Origin of the sequence: Micromonospora sp. DT228, from assembly GCF_049841595.1 — a bacterium.
In the GTDB taxonomy this organism is placed as follows: domain Bacteria; phylum Actinomycetota; class Actinomycetes; order Mycobacteriales; family Micromonosporaceae; genus Micromonospora.
The window spans coordinates 483,398-501,811 of sequence record NZ_JBNCKO010000004.1 but is presented as its reverse complement, the minus strand read 5'-3'; the positions used below and the strand labels follow the sequence as shown (position 1 = coordinate 501,811).

Annotated in this window: 16 protein-coding genes and 3 pseudogenes; 8 read left to right on the top strand and 11 right to left on the bottom strand. The window is 65.8% G+C overall.

Annotation, left to right across the window (positions count from 1 at the left end):
* Positions 1–347 precede the first annotated feature (347 nt).
* Positions 348–560 carry a hypothetical protein gene (locus ACLQ29_RS11750; protein WP_425771638.1) on the bottom strand — a complete coding sequence of 71 codons (213 nt, stop codon included), beginning with the start codon at positions 558–560 and terminating at the stop codon, positions 348–350.
* 129 nt (positions 561–689) lie between these two features.
* Positions 690–1,100, bottom strand: coding sequence for a hypothetical protein (locus ACLQ29_RS11745; RefSeq protein WP_425771637.1), 411 nt, complete (start codon positions 1,098–1,100; stop codon positions 690–692).
* Between the two features lie 233 nt (positions 1,101–1,333).
* Here ACLQ29_RS11745 and ACLQ29_RS11740 point away from each other — a divergent pair, with 233 nt between their 5' ends.
* Positions 1,334–1,861 (top strand): hypothetical protein, encoded by a 528-nt coding sequence (locus ACLQ29_RS11740; RefSeq protein ID WP_425771636.1) that lies wholly within the window; start codon positions 1,334–1,336, stop codon positions 1,859–1,861.
* Positions 1,862–2,160: 299 nt separating this feature from the next.
* Here the strand turns inward: ACLQ29_RS11740 and ACLQ29_RS11735 are convergent, their stop codons facing one another.
* On the bottom strand, positions 2,161–2,541 hold the full coding sequence (locus ACLQ29_RS11735) for a hypothetical protein (protein WP_425771635.1): 381 nt from the start codon (positions 2,539–2,541) through the stop codon (positions 2,161–2,163).
* A 214-nt stretch (positions 2,542–2,755) separates the two neighbouring features.
* Positions 2,756–3,301 carry a hypothetical protein gene (locus ACLQ29_RS11730; RefSeq protein ID WP_425771634.1) on the bottom strand — a complete coding sequence of 182 codons (546 nt, stop codon included), beginning with the start codon at positions 3,299–3,301 and terminating at the stop codon, positions 2,756–2,758.
* 179 nt (positions 3,302–3,480) lie between these two features.
* Between ACLQ29_RS11730 and ACLQ29_RS11725 the strand changes: the two genes are divergently transcribed.
* The gene (locus tag ACLQ29_RS11725) at positions 3,481–4,101 is read left to right on the top strand and encodes a hypothetical protein (protein WP_425771633.1); all 621 of its coding nucleotides are present in this window, start codon (positions 3,481–3,483) and stop codon (positions 4,099–4,101) included.
* An 11-nt stretch (positions 4,102–4,112) separates the two neighbouring features.
* Here ACLQ29_RS11725 and ACLQ29_RS11720 read toward each other — a convergent pair whose 3' ends face one another.
* The 3 genes and pseudogenes from ACLQ29_RS11720 to ACLQ29_RS11710 all read right to left on the bottom strand — a co-directional run.
* Positions 4,113–5,039: an IS3 family transposase gene (locus tag ACLQ29_RS11720; RefSeq protein ID WP_425771632.1), complete on the bottom strand. Its 927-nt coding sequence runs from the start codon at positions 5,037–5,039 to the stop codon at positions 4,113–4,115.
* Positions 5,036–5,347, bottom strand: a complete 312-nt coding sequence (locus ACLQ29_RS11715) for a transposase (protein WP_425771631.1) — start codon at positions 5,345–5,347, stop codon at positions 5,036–5,038. Before ACLQ29_RS11715 ends, ACLQ29_RS11720 begins: the two co-directional genes overlap by 4 nt.
* Before the next feature lie 755 nt (positions 5,348–6,102).
* Positions 6,103–6,207, bottom strand: a pseudogene (locus ACLQ29_RS11710) (IS5/IS1182 family transposase); the annotation flags it as partial.
* 3 nt (positions 6,208–6,210) lie between these two features.
* On the opposite strand from ACLQ29_RS11710, the pseudogene ACLQ29_RS11705 reads away from it, so the two are divergent.
* Both ACLQ29_RS11705 and ACLQ29_RS11700 read left to right on the top strand, forming a co-directional pair.
* Positions 6,211–6,503, top strand: a pseudogene (locus ACLQ29_RS11705) (hypothetical protein); the annotation flags it as partial.
* Between the two features lie 1,331 nt (positions 6,504–7,834).
* The gene (locus ACLQ29_RS11700) at positions 7,835–8,104 is read left to right on the top strand and encodes a hypothetical protein (protein WP_425771630.1); all 270 of its coding nucleotides are present in this window, start codon (positions 7,835–7,837) and stop codon (positions 8,102–8,104) included.
* Positions 8,105–8,297: 193 nt separating this feature from the next.
* On the opposite strand, the gene ACLQ29_RS11695 is transcribed toward ACLQ29_RS11700, so the two are convergent.
* Both ACLQ29_RS11695 and ACLQ29_RS11690 read right to left on the bottom strand, forming a co-directional pair.
* A complete protein-coding gene (locus ACLQ29_RS11695; protein WP_425771629.1) occupies positions 8,298–9,014 on the bottom strand; it encodes a hypothetical protein in 717 nt (238 codons plus the stop codon).
* A 325-nt stretch (positions 9,015–9,339) separates the two neighbouring features.
* The gene (locus ACLQ29_RS11690; RefSeq protein WP_425771628.1) at positions 9,340–9,651 is read right to left on the bottom strand and encodes a hypothetical protein; all 312 of its coding nucleotides are present in this window, start codon (positions 9,649–9,651) and stop codon (positions 9,340–9,342) included.
* A 43-nt stretch (positions 9,652–9,694) separates the two neighbouring features.
* Here ACLQ29_RS11690 and ACLQ29_RS11685 point away from each other — a divergent pair, with 43 nt between their 5' ends.
* Positions 9,695–12,643 carry an AfsR/SARP family transcriptional regulator gene (locus tag ACLQ29_RS11685; RefSeq protein WP_425771627.1) on the top strand — a complete coding sequence of 983 codons (2,949 nt, stop codon included), beginning with the start codon at positions 9,695–9,697 and terminating at the stop codon, positions 12,641–12,643.
* A gap of 6 nt (positions 12,644–12,649) precedes the next feature.
* Here the strand turns inward: ACLQ29_RS11685 and ACLQ29_RS11680 are convergent, their stop codons facing one another.
* Both ACLQ29_RS11680 and ACLQ29_RS11675 read right to left on the bottom strand, forming a co-directional pair.
* Positions 12,650–14,743 (bottom strand): hypothetical protein, encoded by a 2,094-nt coding sequence (locus tag ACLQ29_RS11680; RefSeq protein ID WP_425771626.1) that lies wholly within the window; start codon positions 14,741–14,743, stop codon positions 12,650–12,652.
* A 61-nt stretch (positions 14,744–14,804) separates the two neighbouring features.
* Positions 14,805–15,158 (bottom strand): hypothetical protein, encoded by a 354-nt coding sequence (locus ACLQ29_RS11675; RefSeq protein WP_425771625.1) that lies wholly within the window; start codon positions 15,156–15,158, stop codon positions 14,805–14,807.
* 626 nt (positions 15,159–15,784) lie between these two features.
* Here ACLQ29_RS11675 and ACLQ29_RS11670 point away from each other — a divergent pair.
* From ACLQ29_RS11670 to ACLQ29_RS11660, 3 genes and pseudogenes are all read left to right on the top strand, one after another.
* Entirely contained in the window at positions 15,785–15,931 is a 147-nt protein-coding gene (locus ACLQ29_RS11670; RefSeq protein ID WP_425771624.1) for a hypothetical protein, read from the top strand.
* A gap of 1,534 nt (positions 15,932–17,465) precedes the next feature.
* Positions 17,466–17,687 carry a hypothetical protein gene (locus ACLQ29_RS11665; RefSeq protein ID WP_425771623.1) on the top strand — a complete coding sequence of 74 codons (222 nt, stop codon included), beginning with the start codon at positions 17,466–17,468 and terminating at the stop codon, positions 17,685–17,687.
* A 437-nt stretch (positions 17,688–18,124) separates the two neighbouring features.
* Positions 18,125–18,414: pseudogene (locus tag ACLQ29_RS11660) on the top strand (cell wall anchor protein); the annotation flags it as partial.

Sequence of the window (18,414 nt, the reverse complement as noted above, 5' to 3'; positions counted from 1 at the left end):
TCAGCACCTCCCGATGCTTCCGGAGGGGGTCAAAATTCAACCGGAACCACGGGGTCAGTTTTCACGCGGCGTCGACAAAGATCCGCTGAACAGGCACCTCGATCATGACGCCCCCTACAGTCGGTTCGACACCGTACTCTGCCGGAGTCATCGAACCGATCGCGGAGGTGACACCGCCTGTGAGGTGCCATGTTCAGACAGCGCATCCGGCCGCCGCCACGTCGTGACTCTCTGCCGCGGATAGCGACTACGCCGTCGACGGCGTCGCGTGGCGAGCAAGCGTGAGGGGGCGGAAATAAGATCAAGTGCGTTCGCTCATGCGATAAGCGAGCTGGTTGGCTGGCGAATCAAACAGATTGAATATCAAGCAGTTCGGGCGATGGAAGCTCATCGGGATCGGCCTCCTCGACGCCGACCCACTCGATCCCGCCGAGAAGCTCCCCACGCTCAAGGTCCTCGATGACATAGAGGAACAGACCGTCGTGAGAGCCTCGAACGCTCGCGTTGACTCTGATGCCCATGCCGAGGCCACGTCCCACGACGGCGATCAGAATCCTCATCGGCCGCGGAGTGCTCGCCGTCGCTGTGAATTCGGTGGCTACCGCCGCCACCATGAGTACTCGGCGGGCGGCGCCGTGTAGGGCCGGCGTTGGTCGAGGAGGCTCCGAGATTCCGGGATTGTCAGGCCGTCAGGCATTTGCCGAGGCGTGCCAGAGGCGAAGTGCTCGGTCGCGAAGCGGCTGGGAGAGTTCGCGCGAGTCCTTCATGTCGGCCAGTACGTCGCGCAGATCCCGGGTAGGCCAGCCGGCGTCCAACCAATCGAGTGCCAGTGTCGGCCAGTAGCTTCCCCATGCGGTGAGCGCGAACCGCACGAGAGCGGGAAGCGGTGTGTCGGCGACAGGCACGTCAGACAGCTCCGCACTGACGTCGCTCGGGGTCCGCTCCAGCAGAGGCAACAGCCACACCAGCCGGTCCCCGGCCGGGTAGACCAACCCGTCGGCAGCGCCATGGATTAGCCAAGTGCCGACACCATCCCGCACGAGGAGCAGGCCGTTGTTGATCCGTAGCGTCAGATGGGGACGATTGTCGGCAGGGCCCATGCCGAACAGCCTGCCATGCACTGATAAGGCGCGGCATCCGAGAAGGCGATGGTAATGGTCGGGGCCGTGGGGAGCAGGTTGGAAGGGCTCCGATCCCACCTGCAATCAGTGTGTCCTCTGCGTTGGCCCCTTCGAGACGGACTCGAAGGTGCCAGCCTTGGCGCACGCCGCGGAAGCGGTAGGCGGGCGGCGTCCGCACATGCCGATGAGGCGCGCGCCGTATCGTGCTGGCCATGATCGAGACCGCTGCGCCGAGGACGCGCAACCAGAGTGGCACGGCCGCACTCGTGCTTGGGTGCATCAGCCTGCTTCTGTCGCTGATCGCGTGCGGTGTGGCGGGGCTGTCTGTCGACAGCAATGACATAGACCTGCTCCCGGTACAGTCCAAGCCAGAGGTCGCCAGCGCGGCCCAGGTGGAAGCCGTCGCTCACGTGACCCTGCCGCCCGGCAGCGTGCTGCTCACCGCCGCGTACAGCAACGGCTTGGAAACCCAGCTCTCGGCGAAGGTCCGCATGCCGCGCACCGAACTCGACGCCTTCGTCGCCGCGGCGAATTTCACAACGGCTCTCGCGCCGGGGCTTCGGGCAGTCGACGCCAAGCACAACGTCGGTGGCGGCAACCTGTGGGACCCCGAAACCGCCAAGACCATCTCCGGCCTCGACGAGGAGCAACCCACGGCAGAGGGCACACGTCGAGCGCTCCTGGTCAACCTGGACGCACCCGATGCAGTCACCGTGTACCTGTACGCCAGCCGCGGCTGAACCCCGCAGGCATCCGCTTCTGCCGCTGACAAGGCGCGGTGACCGTGGGCGTGGCTCCCCGGTCGACCGATGCGACTACGGGAGTCAGCGCTGGTGCCAACCAAGGCACCGGGCTGGCAGCTCACGATCGGTGGGCGGCCCGGTGCCAGCCCGGTTGGGGAAGCAGGTTGGGAGCAGCGGGTGACGGCGCCGCCTGAAAACTGACCACGTGGTTCCGGCTGAATCGGGATCACCTCCTGAAGCATCGGGAGGTGCTGAGCGTGGAGGACTGGGCGGAGCGAAATGAGCAGCAAGGCTGCTCAGGGGCGGCACCTCTCGTCGGATACCGCGCGGACGTCTCCTTGTCTCTCCTGGCCGGTATCGAAGTACGCCGTCAGGTATGCCTGCGGGTTCAGCTCGCTATCCCTGATCAGTGAGAAGATCTCCGCTCCATGTCCCGGGGCGTCGAACATTCGGTACGCCTGAGCGAGTCCCGCGAAAATCGTGTCTGTCCGGTCAGCCGCGTACCCGAGCGCCTCGGCCTCTGCAAGCGTGATCGCTTGGTCGAAACTCTCCGCACGCCACAGCGTCAGCCTTTCCTCGTACGACTGACCCTTCGGATCGGACCCGACGCGGAAGACACACCGCACGGAGAACCAACCCACCTCACTCAACTGCGCCTCACTGCTCGGCCTGTCCACCCGCACATCATCCAGCAGGAGTCGTCCATCAGCGAGCCTGATATGCCTGCACAGTTGCGCTTCTACCGCCGCCCAGGCCCACTGAGAGGCAGCCAGCGCGGGGCCGCCGAAGCCCAGTGAACAGATAGATCCACTCCGGACGCGATGCTGCGATCACCTACACGCGATCATCGTTGATGACGACTGCGTGCGACATCGCGTCGGGGCGCGTCGGCTAACGTGCATCACCGTCCGAGACGGCGTGCCGCTTTGCCGCCGCCCGCAGCGCTGCCATCACGGCGTGCCCGGGGTAGTCGATCAGCGTGGGGTAGCGCCGACGGTGGTAACAGTCCCAGTAGCTGGCAACCCGCTCGCCGGTGAGCGCCACGAACGCCGGGTTCTCGGCGGCAAATCGCCCGTAGACGGAGTCCGTCGGACTGTTTGGAACAACCATCTCCGGCGTGAGTACTCGCCGAATGACCAGCAGAATCTCGTCCACGTATTCGCCCACCAACTGCACCAGGAACGGCGCCACCCACGGTTGGATCAAGCCGACCACCCTCTCTAGCCGCCGCTGCCTTACCCGGCCATCGTGGTGTCGGGTGTACAGGCAATCCAGCACCGCCCGCTGGGTGGCAGACAGCGCCGCCTCTGCGGCAACAGACGGCTCGTCGGAGTAGATCCGGTATGGAATCAGGACCGGCTCACCATCGACCAGCACACGGAACCGCGACGTCGGCGCGTGCGGTGCCGACGGTAGGACTGCCAATGCCTTCTGCACGTCATCAGCGAGACGACCTGGGAAGGCAGCCCCCAAGGCTGCGGACTCACCCAACTCCGAGCTCACTAGCTGCACGGTGGATCGTAGCCCCGGCGGCGCCGCAGCTAGAACGAGACATCGCTTAGAGTGCGATTCTCGCTTGCGGTGGAGAGCGGCCTGAGGAGTGGCATCATTCCCTGATGATCAATTTGCCGCAGCTGGTTGCGGACTTCGCAACTGCCCTACGAGAGACCGACGCCCGACGCCCCCAGGCCGTCAGCTCCACAGGGCGGGCATACCAGCCGGGCATTGGCCCCCACACCGAGCGGCACACGTTGCGGCTCGTCGCCGAGGAACTCGTCGCCCTAGACCCCGCCTACCAGGAATACAGCCTTGATGTTCCTTACCCTGGACCCGGCCGGCAACGCTGTGACTGGTGCCTGGGATCGCCTTCGGCGTGGGATTGGGCGATCGAAGCCAAGATGCTGCGGCTGTTTGGCGACAACGGAAAGCCGAACGACAACATGCTCACCCGTGTGTTGTCGCCTTACCCCGCGCACCGGAGCGCACTCACCGATTGCGACAAACTGGCGAGTTCGGCACTTCCAGGGCGGAAAGCTGTCTTGATCTTTGGGTACGACTACGACGGGTGGGAAATGGACCTAGCCATCGTGGCATTCGAAGCGCTGGCCCGTCGAAGGGTCGACCTAGGCGATCGCCACATGGCTACCTACGACCGCCTGGTTCACCCTGTCCACCAGCGTGGGCGTGTTTTCGCCTGGGAGATCGCTGGTCGTCCTATTGAGCTTCCCCCGCTTTGATGGAGGGGTGGTTACCTGCTGCCGGTTGGTGCAGGGGTGACGATATCTGGCTCGGTCAGGTTGGTCTGTTGGTGATGCCAGGCGGTCTCGTACTCGTCGGGGCTGAGGTCGCCCAGTTCTTTCTGGATGCGGCGGGTGTTATACCAGCCGTCGATGTAGGCGAAGATCGCGTTCTCGGCCTCGTCGCGGGTCCGCCAGCTTGTGCGGTAGACGAGTTCGATCTTCAACGTTGACCGGAAGTTCTCCATCAGGGCGTTGTCGTAGGAGTCGCCGACGGAACCCATCGAGGGCAGGATCCCGTTGTCCTGTAAGCGTTGCGCGAAGCGGAACGACGTGTAGTTCGACCCGCGATCTGAGTGGTGGATCAGCTGGCCGTCGCGGACGTCGCGCGACCAGATGCCGTATTCGAGGGCGGCGAGGATCAGGTCGGTGTCGCAGCGGTCAGACGTCTTCCACCCGACGATGCGGCGGGAGAACACATCGCGGACCGCGGCCAGCCAGAACACGCCTTCACCGCAGGGGATGCGCGTGGCGTCGGCGACCCACAGCCGGTTCGGCCCGGTCGCGCTGAACTGCCGGTTGACCAGATCCGGCGCCGGCGTGTGCCGGGGGTCCTGCCGCGTGGAGCCGCCGCGCCAGCCGCGTCGCAGGAACGCCCCCTGCCAACCCTGGCCGGCCATCAGCCGCTCCACCCGTTTGCGGCCGACGTGGATGCCGTCACGGCGTAGCTGCCGGTGGACCCGGTCCGCGCCGTAGGTGCGCCCCGATGTCTCCCAGATCTCGTGGATGTTCGACAGCAGGCCCAGGTCGACCACGTCGCGGTCGCAGGGGTGCTCGGCCTGCTTCACCCACGCGTAGTACGTCGAGGCGCCGATGTTGAGGACCCGTAGTAGGAGCGCGACCGCGAACTGGTCACGGTGTTCATGGATGAACCTCATGACCGTCGCCGGGTCGGGTCGAGCTCCGCCGCGAAATACGCACTCGCCGCCTTCAAGATCTCATTCGCCCGGCGAAGCTCCGCGTTCTCCTTCACCAACCGGCGATTCTCGGCCACCATGTCGCTGCTGGGCCGATCGTCGCGCTCACCCGCGTCGGCCTCGGCCTGCCGGATCCAGTTCCTGAGCGCCTCGTGATGCACACCAAGTTGCTCAGCCAGGCGCCGGATCGCCGGCTTTGGGTCCGACTCGCGGTACAAACGCACAGCGCGTTGACGCAGCTCATCGGGGTACTTCTTCGGTGCCGCCACAGAAACTTCCTCCCCATGGCCATCAGACCATGATTACGAAGCTCCATGAAAACGGGGGTAGCTCATATCGGCTGACATCCCAGGTACTGCCCTGAAAAGTTGGTCATACCCTGACCAGGCGCGGCGATCGTGGGCGTGTCTCCAGATGGACCGCTGCGGTTGCGGGAGCCAGCGCTGGCGCCAATCAAGGTACCGGGCCGGCAACTCACGATCGGTCGGCGGCCCGGTGCGAGCCCGGTTTGGGGGGAGCAGGTTGGGAGCAGCGGGGTGCCTTGAACGGCCTTGAACTGCGTCCAACGGCGTCGAACGGCGGTCAATGGCACCCACCCCTGCCTGCGGCTCCACGTTTCCGCAGGTCAGAGTCGGTGCGGCGTCCTGTTTCACACCGAAGAGGTCGCTGGTTCGATACCAGCATCGCCCACTCTCAGTTTGTGCAGGTCAGAAGCCCGTTACCGGAGTCGCAGGTAGCGGGCTTTGCTGCATGTGCCGCTTACGTTGGGAGCAGCGGTCTGCGGCGCTCGCCGCGATGACCTGGGCAGGCGTGCTCTGGACGCACCCTTCCAGGACCTGGACCGGGTCGGCGGCTTCTTGGGCTGCAGCGATGGAGAGCTTGGGGCGCGGTCCGACGGGCGGTCGTTCGGTCGTGGACCCATGCTGGCGTCGAGTCCTGAGTAGAGTGAGCCATTTTCATCCTGCGTGCCAGTTGGCTCAACGTGATGCAGGACCACGATGGCCTGCACGATCGCGTTGGCTCAGCGTGGGCAGCAGCGCAGCTTGACCTGGACTTTCCAGGTCTTGAGCATGGCGATGGCTCGCTCGCCGCAGGCGCGGATCTTCGCGTGGGCACGGTTGACCGCCTCGCCAACCGGACCTACCTACACCGCCGGGGGATCAAGGCATCCATCCCCAGCAAAGTCGATCAGGACGCCCACCGACGGCCCGAGGGCTCCGCGGGCGGCCGGCCACCCGCTTCGACCCCGAGGTCTATCGACAACGCCACGCCGCCGAATGCGGTATAAACCGCCTCAAACGGTATCGAGGGCTGGCCACCGGATACCCGAAGATCGAGGAAGTCCCGCTCCAGCGGCGCGTCGTAGACCATGCCCTGACTCCTTTGTTCCGATTTGTGATCCTGTCGTCTGGACCGAAGACATGACCAACCAGGAGCCGCTGGCCTCAACCCTTTTCGCCACCACAGCAGCCTGTCCGGCCAGGTTGAAAGCGCCACTTAGTATAGTCCAAGTCTTCGGGTGCGAAGTAGCGTCTAAGCCCGGCCCTCATCGTGTAGTGGGAGAGACGTAGGATGGCTACAGCAGGAGCCCCTGGGCCGGCTGCATCGCGGCGACGGCGTTGGATCGTAACCGCCATCCTTGTGTCCGCCGGGGTGTACAGTTTCGTCGCAGACACATTCGGCATCGCCGGATTCTTGACTGGCGAGTCGCTACCTGGATTCCTGTCCTCGCCAAGTCCAACTGCGCCGTCTGAGCCTTCACATTATTCAAGTCAAAGCGCCGCGCCGCCCTCGCCTCAAGCATCGCGTACTATGGCGCGCGAGAAGACATCTCCGTCACGATCGCCACAGGTTGCACGGTCAACGCCGCCGGCTGCCAGCCTTGACGTCAAACCGGAGCCCAAAGTTCCTCCCGTCGCTGACTCAAGAGGACTGGAATTGGCGGCGTCGCCTGCGCGATTTGTTGCACAAACAATGGAAATATCTATAAGCATGCAGGGGGGAACTCCCGATTCGTTCGTTGATATCGAGGTCCATCCTGTCGAACGGGGCTCGTCGGGCGTTTGTCCCCAGTTGGAGGACGGGCCGTGCGACCTCGTGTACAGCGGCGGCGAGACGCCAGCGCAGGATGGCAGGGCGGTCGTTTCCTTCACCTGGAGGGCCGGCTGGACGATCGGCAGCTGGGTGGTAGTCGGCCGCGATCGGACGAGCGGGGATACCACCTCGACCCAGTTCGTGGTTGAGTGAAATACCGCCGTCCGCGGACAAGCGAACGGATGGCCCTTATTGCCGACGGGCAAGTTCCGGCTGACTGCGGTGGTCAGGCCCGTAGGGCTGGTCGGACGCGCTTGTGCCGCATGCTGCTTGACGTCGTGGTTGAGTAGCTCCTCCATGGAACTAAAACCGTCAACAGCGGTCGTGGTGCCAACAGTGCAGAACCACTTGGCGGGCAAGCGGCTCTAGACAATTCAGTTCAAGTGAAGCCGACCTCGGAACGTCGCGTCGGAATGTCGAACGGCCAGGTCGTTCTTCTAGACAGAAACGGAACTAGGGCATGTGGGTACACCACCCCGGCGGGGAGAGCGACATCTACCATGGTCATGTGCGAAGCGATTTGCTACCGCGCCCGGAATGCAGAGGGCTCGCAATGCCTTGTCACGAGCTATTAAGAATGGGGCAATTGTGCGTTGAGTGAGCACGTAGAAGCGAATGCTGAATGGCGGGCATCCAAGTTGGTGGCGTTCCACGGTGGCGACATGAGCTCCGCGTTGGACGCCCTGCTGGCCCTGGCGTACTACGATCCCGACCGGTCATGGGTCGAAGCCCTGCTTCGTGCAGCAATAGAGCCCGGGAACGAATGGCAAATTCGACGGCTGGCGGTAACCTGCCTTGGTCATGTGGCACGAATCCATGGAGCCATCGACATCAAGTCGGTCGCTGTCCTGGAGCAGTTGTTGACTGATTTGAGGCTATCGGGAACCGCTGAGGATGCTCTGGGCGACATCGAGTCATTTGCTGTAGGTTGATTAACCGGTTCTTTGTGGGGTCGCGGACTGTGGCCTTGGCACCTAACGGATGCCTTGCCTGCCAGTTTGGTTCGGCTCGCACAGTTGTGCGTCCGATTGGCGGCTCGCCCGTACTGAACAATTTTTATGGCGACTATGGCCTTATGGCATCTACAAGCCGGCACGCTTATCGCCTGCAGGGACGTGCCTATCGCTAGCCCCAGTCCTCCGGAGCCTCGACGAGTTTGCATCGGAGCGCGTCGCGGATTAGCGAGGCATCCTCGCCGAACGGACTGCTGAGGTCCCAGTACTCGTGGCTGAGCGCGTCATCTGCTTCGAGGCGGCCGATCAGGTCGGCGATGTCGTCGAGTTCGAAGTAGATCGCGGCTGCGGCGAACGCGGCGATCTGCTCGGCGGCGCAGTCGTCCAGCGGCCACGCGGCGCCGTTGGCCATCGCGCCGTTGTGGAACCACATCAGGTGGGACAGATGCACCAGGCCAACCGGCCCCTCCGGCACCGCCCACGGTTCCATGTCGACGGCACGGTCGACGATCGCCTCGATACGGTCGCGGTCGAGGTATTCGCCTGCGCCCCAGCGCCAGTCCAAGGAGTGCACCCAGCGGTAGTCCTCCCCGGGCGCCCGCAGTATCTCCAAGCCACGGGCGCGGGGCAGGATGTTCGTGCCGGACTCGACCAGGTGAAGATCCTGGCCGTGGACGCGCCGTTCGACCCGGCAGTGGTCGGGGTCGCTGACCCACACCATCACGCCGTCGTGCTCGAAGACCGGTGTGGTCTCGGGTTCGACCGCGACGTAGGTGACCTCGAGATCGGCAGGATCGATGAGGCGCTGCCGTTCACGGGCCCTGTACAACCGCAGTCTGATCACGCCTCTAGTGTGCAGGCCGTCCGGCGAGGCGATCCTGTGCCGCACTGCGGTCGGGTGGGCGGCCCCTCAGGGGCGGCTGCGGGAGCCAGCGCTGGTGCCAACCGCACCGGGCCGGCAGATCCCGATCGGCCGACGGGCTGGTGTGAGCCCCGTGTGGGGAGCAGGTTGGGAGCAGCGGGGTGCCCTCAACGCCCTTGAACTGCGCCCAACGGCATCGAACGGCGCTCAACTGCACCCACCCCATCCTGTGGCTCCACGTTTCCGCAGGTCAAAGTCGGTGTGGCGTCCTGTTTCACACCGAAGAGGTCGCTGGTTCGACATCAGCATCGCCCACTCTCAGTTTGTGCAGGTCAGGAGCCCGTTACCGGAGTCACCGGTAACGGGCTTCGCCGTATGTGCGGCATACATTGGGAACAGAGCGGTCTGCGCGATGCGTCCCTTCTGAAAGAGTGGAGAGGCGCGGGTCAGCTTCGACCGCGCCACAGAACAAGCAGGTCCTCGTGGTGCGCAGCAGTGCGTCGATGAGGAGGCCGGAGAGGCCGATCGCGTACAGGCCGAGCACTACTTCGTCGGTCTGCGAATACCGCTGCGCGCCCCACGTTGGTCCCAGCGCATGCCCTGGCATCACATCCTGCCTGACCAGCGGGCTCGGGTCGAACGAGGCACACTCCGTACGGATCATCTTCGATAAGATGTGGCCGGCGCAGCAATCATGGGGTGAGCCAATGTACTTCGGTATTCTCGGATCGCTCGACGTGCGGGTCGAGGGACGCCCGCTGACGGTGGGCGGCACCCGCAGTCAATTGCTGTTGGCTGGCCTGCTGCTGCAGGCCGGGCGAACGGTCGTCGTCAACGAACTCGCCGACCTTCTCTGGGACGGTGATCCCCCAGCGACGGCACGGAAGCAGATCCAGACTGCCGTCTTCCAGGTCCGCCGCGCACTCGGCATCACGACGGCGGACCTGCTGCACACCGACAGCGTCGGCTACCGACTCTCGGTCAGCGAACGCCAAGTTGACCTTCACCAGTTCTCGGGCATGGTCCTCAATGCTCGAGAGTTCGCATCGCGCGGCGATCCCGTTCGCGCCGTTGAAGAGTTCCGAGCGGCGTTGCGGTTGTGGCGTGGACAACCGCTAGCCGGCCTCCCTGGCAGTGTGATCGAGCGCCATGCGACACGTCTCGAGGAACTGCGGCTCACGGCCATCGAAGAGTGCACCGAGATCGAGTTGCGTCTCGGTCGACATCGGCAGCTTATTCCGGAGTTGCGGGCACTCGCTGATGCGCTTCCACTGCGCGAACGCGCCACCGGCCTGCTGATGACCGCGCTGGCCGGTGACGGTCGGCAGGCCGAGGCGATCACCGTCTACCACGATCGAGCGGCGGTGCTGCGGGAGCAGTTGGGTGTCGACCCGGGCCCGTTCCTGAACGCGGCCTACGTTGAGCTGCTACGAGGCGCGCAGAGCCCGGCGCGCACGGAGACCACACCTACGGCGCTCGACGGCCGGTCGGCGTCGCCGCGAAAATCTGTCCGCGCGTCCGACCACGAGCCCGCATCGCCGGCCGCCGACCAGAACTTCCGTGCCGTCGCGGCTGCTGGCACTGACGGGGCTCGGCGCGCCGGTCGGCGTGGGACACAGGAAGATTCCGCCGGTCCACTGGTGCCGCCGGCGCAGCTTCCCGTTGACGTCCGGGGTTTCGCGGGTCGCGCGGAGATGCTTGTTCAGCTCGACAACCATGTCGGCAATTCCGCCACCGCGTCCGGCACTGTCGTCATCATCGCGCTGTCCGGCACTGCCGGGGTCGGCAAGACGGCGCTCGCCGTGCATTGGGCCCACCGGGTCGCCCACCGGTTTCCTGACGGTCAGCTCTACATCAATCTGCATGGCTTCGGTCCGCTCGACGACGCTGTTACCACCGGCGAGGCGGTTCGGACCCTGCTCGACGGCCTCGGAGTGCCCGCACACCGGGTGCCGACCGGGGTGGACGCCTGCGCAGCGTTGTACCGCAGCGTCATGGCCGGTCGTCGTGTCCTGGTGCTGCTCGACAATGCGCGCGACGCTGCCCAGATCCGGCCACTGCTGCCCGCGACGCCAGGATGCATCGTCCTCGTGACGAGCCGCAACAACCTTTCAGGGCTGGTCGCCCGGGAGGGAGCCGTACCGCTCACGATCGACGTGCTCCCTCGCGCGGATGCCCGGAGCCTGCTTGCCGCCCGCCTTGGACCGGTGCGGCTCGAGCAGGAGCCGGCCGCCGTGGAGCAGGTTATCGACCGGTGTGCCGGCCTGCCGCTGGCTCTGGCAATCGCCGCCGCACGCGCTGTCGCCGACGGGTGGCGCACGCTGGCCCAGGTAGCCGACACCCTGGCTGGCGCCGAGGAGCACCTCGATCCGTTCGTCGGCTCCGACATAACGACCGACATACGGACCGTCTTCATGTGGTCCTACCGGCAGCTGCGGATCCCAGCGGCACGGTTGTTCCGACTGCTCGGCATATGTCCCGGCGACACTGTCGCCGTCGCCGTCGCCGTCAGCCTGACTGGGACACCGGTGGACAGCGTCACGGCAGCCCTGCGCGAACTTGTCGAGGTCCACCTGCTGCACGAGGTCGGGCCGGGCAGGTTCGGCTTCCACGACCTGCTTCGCACGTTCGCGCATGAGCAGGCGACCGCCGACCCCGACACGCCGGCAGCGCTGCGTCGTCTGCTCGACCACTACCTGCACACCGCCACGGCTGCCACAGCGCAACTCGACAGGTTCCGCAGAACACTGCCGCTGCCCACACTGGCGCCCGGCGTGATCGCCGAATCGTTCCCTGGTAAGGAACCGGCCATGTCATGGTTCGCCGCCGAATACCGTGCGCTCCTGGCCAGCGTGTCCCTGGCAGCGGCGTCTGACGATCCCGGGGTCACGCCGCACCCTGCTCGGATCGCCAGCAGCCTAGAAGACTTTCAGCAGCGCACCGGGAGGTGGGGTGATGCTCTCGCCGCGCACCGGATCGCCGTGGTGGCCGCGCGGCGCCGGGGCGACCGGCTCGGTGAGGGGCTTGCCGAGTACGGGATGACCCGAGCTCACGCCTACCTCGGTGACGCCGACAACGCCGGCGAGGCTGGTCTGCGCGCCGCCGCGATCTACCGCGACGCCAGGCTGCCCATCGCCGAGGCCGCGGTGTACGGTGCCGTCTCCGTGGCCCTGGCCCGGGCGAACCGCCACACCGAGGCACTCGTGCACGCGCAGCGACAGGCCGATCTGTGCGCCGCCCACGGCACAGCGGCGGACCAAGCGCACGGGCTCAACACCTACGGTTTTACGCTCGCCGAGCTCGGCCGATACGACGAGGCGCTCGATCCACTCGTCCGGGCGCTGGACCTGCAGAAATCGATCGACAATCAGCACGGCGCTGCGTTCACGCTCGACAGTCTTGGTCTGGTCTACCTTCAACTGGGCCGGCTCCAGGAAGCCGACGCGCACTACCGACAGTCCCTGGACCTGTTCGAGCAGGCCAGCGACCGTTACGGCGTGGTCTATCCGTTGTGCGGCCTGGGTGACGCGGCTGCGGCCCGTGGAGAGCCCGAGACCGCCCGACTGCTGTACCAGCGAGCCATGAGCGCCTGCCAAGAGGCAGACCAGCACCACCTGCGCTCAGTGATCGACGGTCGGCTTGGCGGCCCTGGCTAGCGCCGGTCACCGACGGCCCCGCCCGGCTTCCGGGGCGGATCGTGTCCGGTCAATTGCCGGTCGGTGCAGCGCGTAGAGCCCGCAAACCACAAACGCCACGGTCATCGTCGTCGCGGGTCCGGCGGCCAGGACGGCTACCGGGACGTCACCGGAGCCGTACACGCCTCGCAGCGCGAAGGCCACAAGGGCCGCCACGCCGGCCGCCAGAATGCTCACGGCGAGAAACGGCGGGAGAAGCGCCCAGCTGGCGACCGCTGACGCCGCGAGCCGATCTCGGGTCGTGGCACCATGAGATCGCCAACGCATCCGCAGGCCGGCGGCTGCGTCGAGCACGCCCCCAGCACTCACCAGCGCCACTGCGAGGACGCTCATCATGCCCAGCCAGCCGGCGTCGTCACGGGATTGTTGGACCGCACCGAGCCACTGCTGACCGGGAAGACTCACCGCCGGCAACGGAAGAGTGGCAAATGCCGCATGGATGATCTCCCGGTATCCAGCCTCGCCGTCCTCGTTCAACACCAGCACAGCTCGCACCACGCCGACCTCGGTCATGGTCGACACCCGGGTGCCCTGCTCGCTCTGCTGAATCATCCCCAACCTTGCCAGCGCCTGACCGAACTGGCTCGCACTGATGTACGTCGTCGCGAACGGCGTCGGCACCGATGGGCAGGCCGCACTTCGGCTGCCCAACTGGGTGAGTGCCGGGCAGGTTCCGGCAAGCACCGCGCCGTCATCCAGGACACGTAGCACCCGGTCGGCGCCGACGCGATCGACGAATCGTGCGGTCTGTGCGGTGGAGCCGAGACCGTCGACCTGGATGACGCGGTACCCGACGGACGACTGCACGGCGAGCGCTCGGCCGAGTTCGCCATCGGTGCGCGTCATCGTCACCAGCGCGTACGTGGGTAGCGTGACGGTGACCGCCAACGCGGCCGCAAACCCGGCCAGGCGTCGTGAGTTGTGCAGCCACCATCGGGAAGCCAGAGGAGCCACCGTCCACCGGAGCGGGCCGGCCATCCCGCGGGACCATCGTGCGAATCCCCTGGTGCGGCGAGCCACCGTGATCGGGATGGAGGCCAGCAGCGCGATGCAGGCGAGGATGAGGACCCACTCCGCCAACGGCAGGCCGAAGGCACCGAGCACGAGCGTCACCGATCCCCACATCGAGAGCACTCTGAACCGTCCGAGCCGCGCTGATGCCTCCTCGGACCCACGGATGCGCCGTGGCGCCCGCCTGCCCTGAGGCCGGCACAGGCTCCACACCTGAACTCCGACGGCGATCACGGTGACACCCACTGTCGCGCCGGCCATGAGCATCGCGACCCGACCGGCGCTGTGGTCGACATCGGCGGAGGCGAACCGGTATCCGGTCACCGGCAGACTGCCACCGTCGCGGATCATCCACCAGAACCACGCCACTGCTACCGCGGCACCAGCCGCCGCGGTAGCCGCAGTAGCAGCGAGTTGACGCGCCACCACGACAGTCGACGGACGGTCGCGGGTGCGCATCGGCCTCGTTCGCCCGGCGAGCGCGGCCAGCACCAGGACCGGTACACCGAGCAGCCCCATCACGAGCGCCGCCAAAACGCCTGGCGACCGATCGTGAGAGGTGCTGATCCACAGGTAATGTGTGTCCGATCCCCAGCCGGCGACCCGTATCCACCGACTACCGGCCACCACTGGAGTGGATGGTCGGTAGTAGACGAACAGCTCCTCCGGGTCGGCCAGGCCATCCGTGCCGATAAACCCCCCGAAGCGACCGAACCGCGTGCGCAGGACGCCGTGATCGATTTCTGCGGCCGCCGGGGACATCCACGTCTCACCCGGCTCGGGCCAGTGTGGAAGACCCGGCGGAGGCACCGCCGTATCGTCGAGGGGAATGAGAGCGATGGCGGAGAACTGTCGCCCGTCGGCGATATCGGCAGTCTCTCCGTACCATGCAGTGGCGGTAGCATTGTCGCTCGCCGCGACCGGAGTCCGCCGGTCGAGTCGCTCCAGCCGAGCCGCGTCGACATCGTAGCCACCAAGCACAAGCCACATTGATGCAACGCTGACCGCGGCGCCCAGGGCCAGTGCGAGGTGTCGAAACAATCTGGACATCTAGATCCTATCGTCGGAGCGGCAGGCGGCGGGACCGGCCGCCGCCTGCCGCCGGTGCTGACTAATTGCCGGTGTACCGCCAGTTGCCGCAGCTCCAACCGATGCCGCCCCAGCCGGTACGGCAGGCGTTGAGTCGGTCGACCAGGCTGGAGCCGTAGGAGGAGTCCTCACAGTTCCCTGAGCCGGCCGCTTCCTGGACGTTGTCGTAGTCGTTGTCGTTCCGGTAGAACTCCGACATGACCTTCCGGCCGTCCTGCGCGTTATCGCAGACCGTCACCCGGTGGCCGTAGTCCCAGTCGTACGCTGTGGCGCCGGTGATGCTGGTTTCCGCGGCACTGGCTGACGTCGGTACGGCCAACGTCCACGCGGCGACCATTACCGCCGCGGCGATCCTTGCCTTGCTGCTGTAGTTCATGGGCTCTCCCTCGAATGCTCGACAGTCCCGTCCGGACCAGCGATGTCGGTCCGATCGCTCGATCTGCAGGTACTCTCCGGCGCCTCGGTCTTCATCTGGCATTGCTTGGGTTTCGGTCCAAGGCCGAGGCTCTTCACTCAGACCGAGGTTCTTTGCCGTCTCCCGGCGCTGGTCCGTACCGCTCGGTAGCGGTACGGGCGTCGGGCCGAGGCCGTTCCGGTAGCGGTGCGCGCCGGACAACAGCACCGATGACCTGCTCAGATGCCCCGTGTCGAGGGCGTCGGTACGGGTCTCGCCGGTACAGCCGTGGCTGGACATCTACCCGCGTGTTCAGGGCCGCCGAGTCTGTGCTGGCCGCGTCGATCACGGGATCCGTGAGGTCCGTTTGGACACGATAACTCCGGGGTTTGGCCGAGCGGTCGCCTTAGGAACCATGGGACACCGTCGCCTGCCGCACCACGGCACCGCGGACGGCGCCCGCTGGTACGAGGAGCACTTCCGCACCCCGGTCCTGCCCGGATTGCGGGCGATACCGGATTTTCGGATGGCCTCCCTGATGCGCCGCGACAGTGACGGCGAATCCGGAGACACGGTGCAGATCAACGTTTCTTACGTTCTGGGAGTCGATGGCCGCCATCATCGGCTTCGCCAGCGACACACCGCAGGCCGCCGTCGTGGATCCCGCCGCACAGGCCGCCTTATTGAACTTCGACCAGACGGTGGACCACTACGAGACGGAACTGCACCACGGGCGACCTCCCTCACCGCACTGATCTGCCGCTGGGCGCCCAGGTTGCAGCGCGTACGACTACGCATGCGCCGACCCCGTGAATCGATCAGACGTGACTGGCAAGTGTTGGCAGGTCTGGAGATCAGAATGCCGGCCAAAGGACAGTATTCGAGAGGGTCTCTGGGCGACGGGTAGTCTGGCTTTCACCGTCTGGGGAGGGACGGCGGCAAAGGGTGCCTTCCGCTACGGGCGCTGGGGCTACAAGTCCTACAAAAAGCACCGCTCTTTGAAGCGCGTCTACCGGGCCGGCCGGATGGGTGTCAAGAGTTGGTGGAGGACCTGCCGCCCGGGATGGAGTGCAGCTGCCAAATGTGCTGGCGTCGCAACGGGCGCGGAGCAAGTCTGGCAGGATTCGAAAACCGCCGGCAGGTTCTGGCGGGACGTATTTTCTGGCAGTGCCAGTCACCCAAGCTGCAGTCCGTACATGAATAACTGTCGGAACGCCCGAAAGTCTGGCACGAGGCCCGGCGGGGGAAGGTGGAGATGGTAGAACCTGCTCGCCGGCGTCGCCCTCTAATCTGGATGTTGGTATACACGGCGTTGGCCATCTGGGGTGGCGTGAGTGTAATAACGCGGATCAACGAGAAGACCTTCAGTGTGGGGTTGCTTATCTGGAGCCTCTTTACCGTGGCCATGGGAGGTGCCCTCGGGGAGGAGATTCGGCAGTATCGCCGCCGGCGGTCTCCAAGGTAGGTTGCTGCCCGGCTGGCGGAGCTTCGGCAACGGCGCTAGTGGTGCCACGTCCTTGAGACGTGGCACCACGTCGCCCCCACCCTGCCGACGCCGGGGCCGCGGAGGCCCCTGTTGGCAGGCGTGTGTACAGGGTGGATGGCAGTACCCCCGTGACAGGGCGGGGCTGGCGTGGACGTGCGTCCCTGGTTGTAATGGTTCAAGAGCAGGATCACTGACCTGCCGATGCCCGCGCCGCCGAATTGGACACCTGCGGCCGCGATGTGGCGGCGCTTCGCGGGCTTTCGTCACCGAATGATCATGTTCGGCGCCTCCGGCCTGCCGGCCCGCGGTGAGAAGGACGTGGCCGCGTTCCTGGAGGGTCGGCTTCTCGGTATCGGCGTACGCGGTCAGGTGGGACAGGGCGTCAAGACCGGAGTCGACCTCGGTAGCGGCGTTTCTGCCATCGGTCATCAGTACACAGAAGTCACGCAACGACGCTGGTACCTTCTCGCGAAGCTCGCGCAGCGCTGGAAGCGGGCGAGCCCGCAACTGGGCTACCGCAGAACCGCACCACCCCCGCCGGCACCAGGCAGACCGACGACTACGACGAGAGCGACCAACTGGCTGAGACCACCTACGGCGGGCACTTTGGCTGCCTCATATGCACCCGGACGCTTGAGTCGGCGAGCCTTGGCTCAGGCGGCTAAGCCGTACCGATCTGCCCGCTTTGCGTTCATCAAGGCGGCGCATGACGGCGCCACCCGGCTCGCCGTGCGGGCGGCATCACGTTCGGCATTGACGAGAACTGGCTGGATCGCGTGCGGCCCAGCCGCCATCATCACGACATGGGCAAGTCCGAAACCACACCGTACGTCGAGAAGGCGGCCTTCAGCGCCCTGCAACTCCTCCGGTTTGCTCAGGACCAGTGGGAGGACGGCATGGAGGAGATCCAAGCCACCCGCTTCCGAGGCGACGTGACCGCGCCGACCCTGAAGCAGTACGGCCACGTCGTGAACGTGCTGGCTATGGCCCGGGGACTCGACGACATGGGGGCAGCGAGGTGCTGACCATCGACGCCAAGACCGGCATGCTGGTCAAGGACGTCTCCATCGTGCCGGGCACCCCCCAGGCCTCCACGACGTACGAATCCTCCCGCGTGACGAAGGCCGACCTGTAGCCCAGGAACTCCCACCCACCAGCATTCCGGCAGACAACGGTGCGGGCCGCCCAGAGGCGGCCCGCACCGTTGTTTTGCTGTTCGCACGGGCGTGCCCGACTGCGATGATCGACGCGTGACGCACCTCTCGGACCTGGCGCCCGATGACCAGTGCGACTCATGCGTGGGTACCACTACTGCCGGCTTGCCGTTCGTACGCAGCGAAGTGGCTGGGACTGCTGCTCCGGGGCTGCGCTCCGCCAACCGACGGGCCCATGCGGCTGTCGGAAACCTTGTATGTTTCGCACTGAAGATCGTTCACGTGAGTGAGGGGAAAGAGTAGTCCACATGCGACTGAAGATTGCGGCTGGCGTCCTCCTGGCACTGGCCTTCCTGGCCCCGGCGACATCGGCGGTGGCTCAAACCAGATCCACCGTGCTCACCGAAACATCCTGCCAAGCGATCGTGTACACGGATATTCGCGAGCTTGTCACGGTTGACCTCGAGACCGCCTCGGACACCGAGGTGCGGGTGCTGGCGAACCAGATCATGGCCGCGGGGGTCCGGGACTCGTTGACCACGTTGCCGGGCAGGATCCAGGCGGGGTTGGACGGCACTGCGGATGATCTCCGTGCGTT

Coding starts and splice junctions, on each gene's coding strand:
- ACLQ29_RS11750 (WP_425771638.1), bottom strand. CDS start 560: ATGAGGATTCTGATCGCCGTCGTGGGACGTGGCCTCGGCATGGGCATC.
- ACLQ29_RS11745 (WP_425771637.1), bottom strand. CDS start 1,100: ATGGGCCCTGCCGACAATCGTCCCCATCTGACGCTACGGATCAACAAC.
- ACLQ29_RS11740 (WP_425771636.1), top strand. CDS start 1,334: ATGATCGAGACCGCTGCGCCGAGGACGCGCAACCAGAGTGGCACGGCC.
- ACLQ29_RS11725 (WP_425771633.1), top strand. CDS start 3,481: ATGATCAATTTGCCGCAGCTGGTTGCGGACTTCGCAACTGCCCTACGA.
- ACLQ29_RS11720 (WP_425771632.1), bottom strand. CDS start 5,039: ATGAGGTTCATCCATGAACACCGTGACCAGTTCGCGGTCGCGCTCCTA.
- ACLQ29_RS11700 (WP_425771630.1), top strand. CDS start 7,835: ATGAGCTCCGCGTTGGACGCCCTGCTGGCCCTGGCGTACTACGATCCC.
- ACLQ29_RS11690 (WP_425771628.1), bottom strand. CDS start 9,651: ATGATCCGTACGGAGTGTGCCTCGTTCGACCCGAGCCCGCTGGTCAGG.
- ACLQ29_RS11685 (WP_425771627.1), top strand. CDS start 9,695: ATGTACTTCGGTATTCTCGGATCGCTCGACGTGCGGGTCGAGGGACGC.
- ACLQ29_RS11680 (WP_425771626.1), bottom strand. CDS start 14,743: ATGTCCAGATTGTTTCGACACCTCGCACTGGCCCTGGGCGCCGCGGTC.
- ACLQ29_RS11675 (WP_425771625.1), bottom strand. CDS start 15,158: ATGAACTACAGCAGCAAGGCAAGGATCGCCGCGGCGGTAATGGTCGCC.
- ACLQ29_RS11670 (WP_425771624.1), top strand. CDS start 15,785: ATGGCCGCCATCATCGGCTTCGCCAGCGACACACCGCAGGCCGCCGTC.
- ACLQ29_RS11665 (WP_425771623.1), top strand. CDS start 17,466: ATGGGCAAGTCCGAAACCACACCGTACGTCGAGAAGGCGGCCTTCAGC.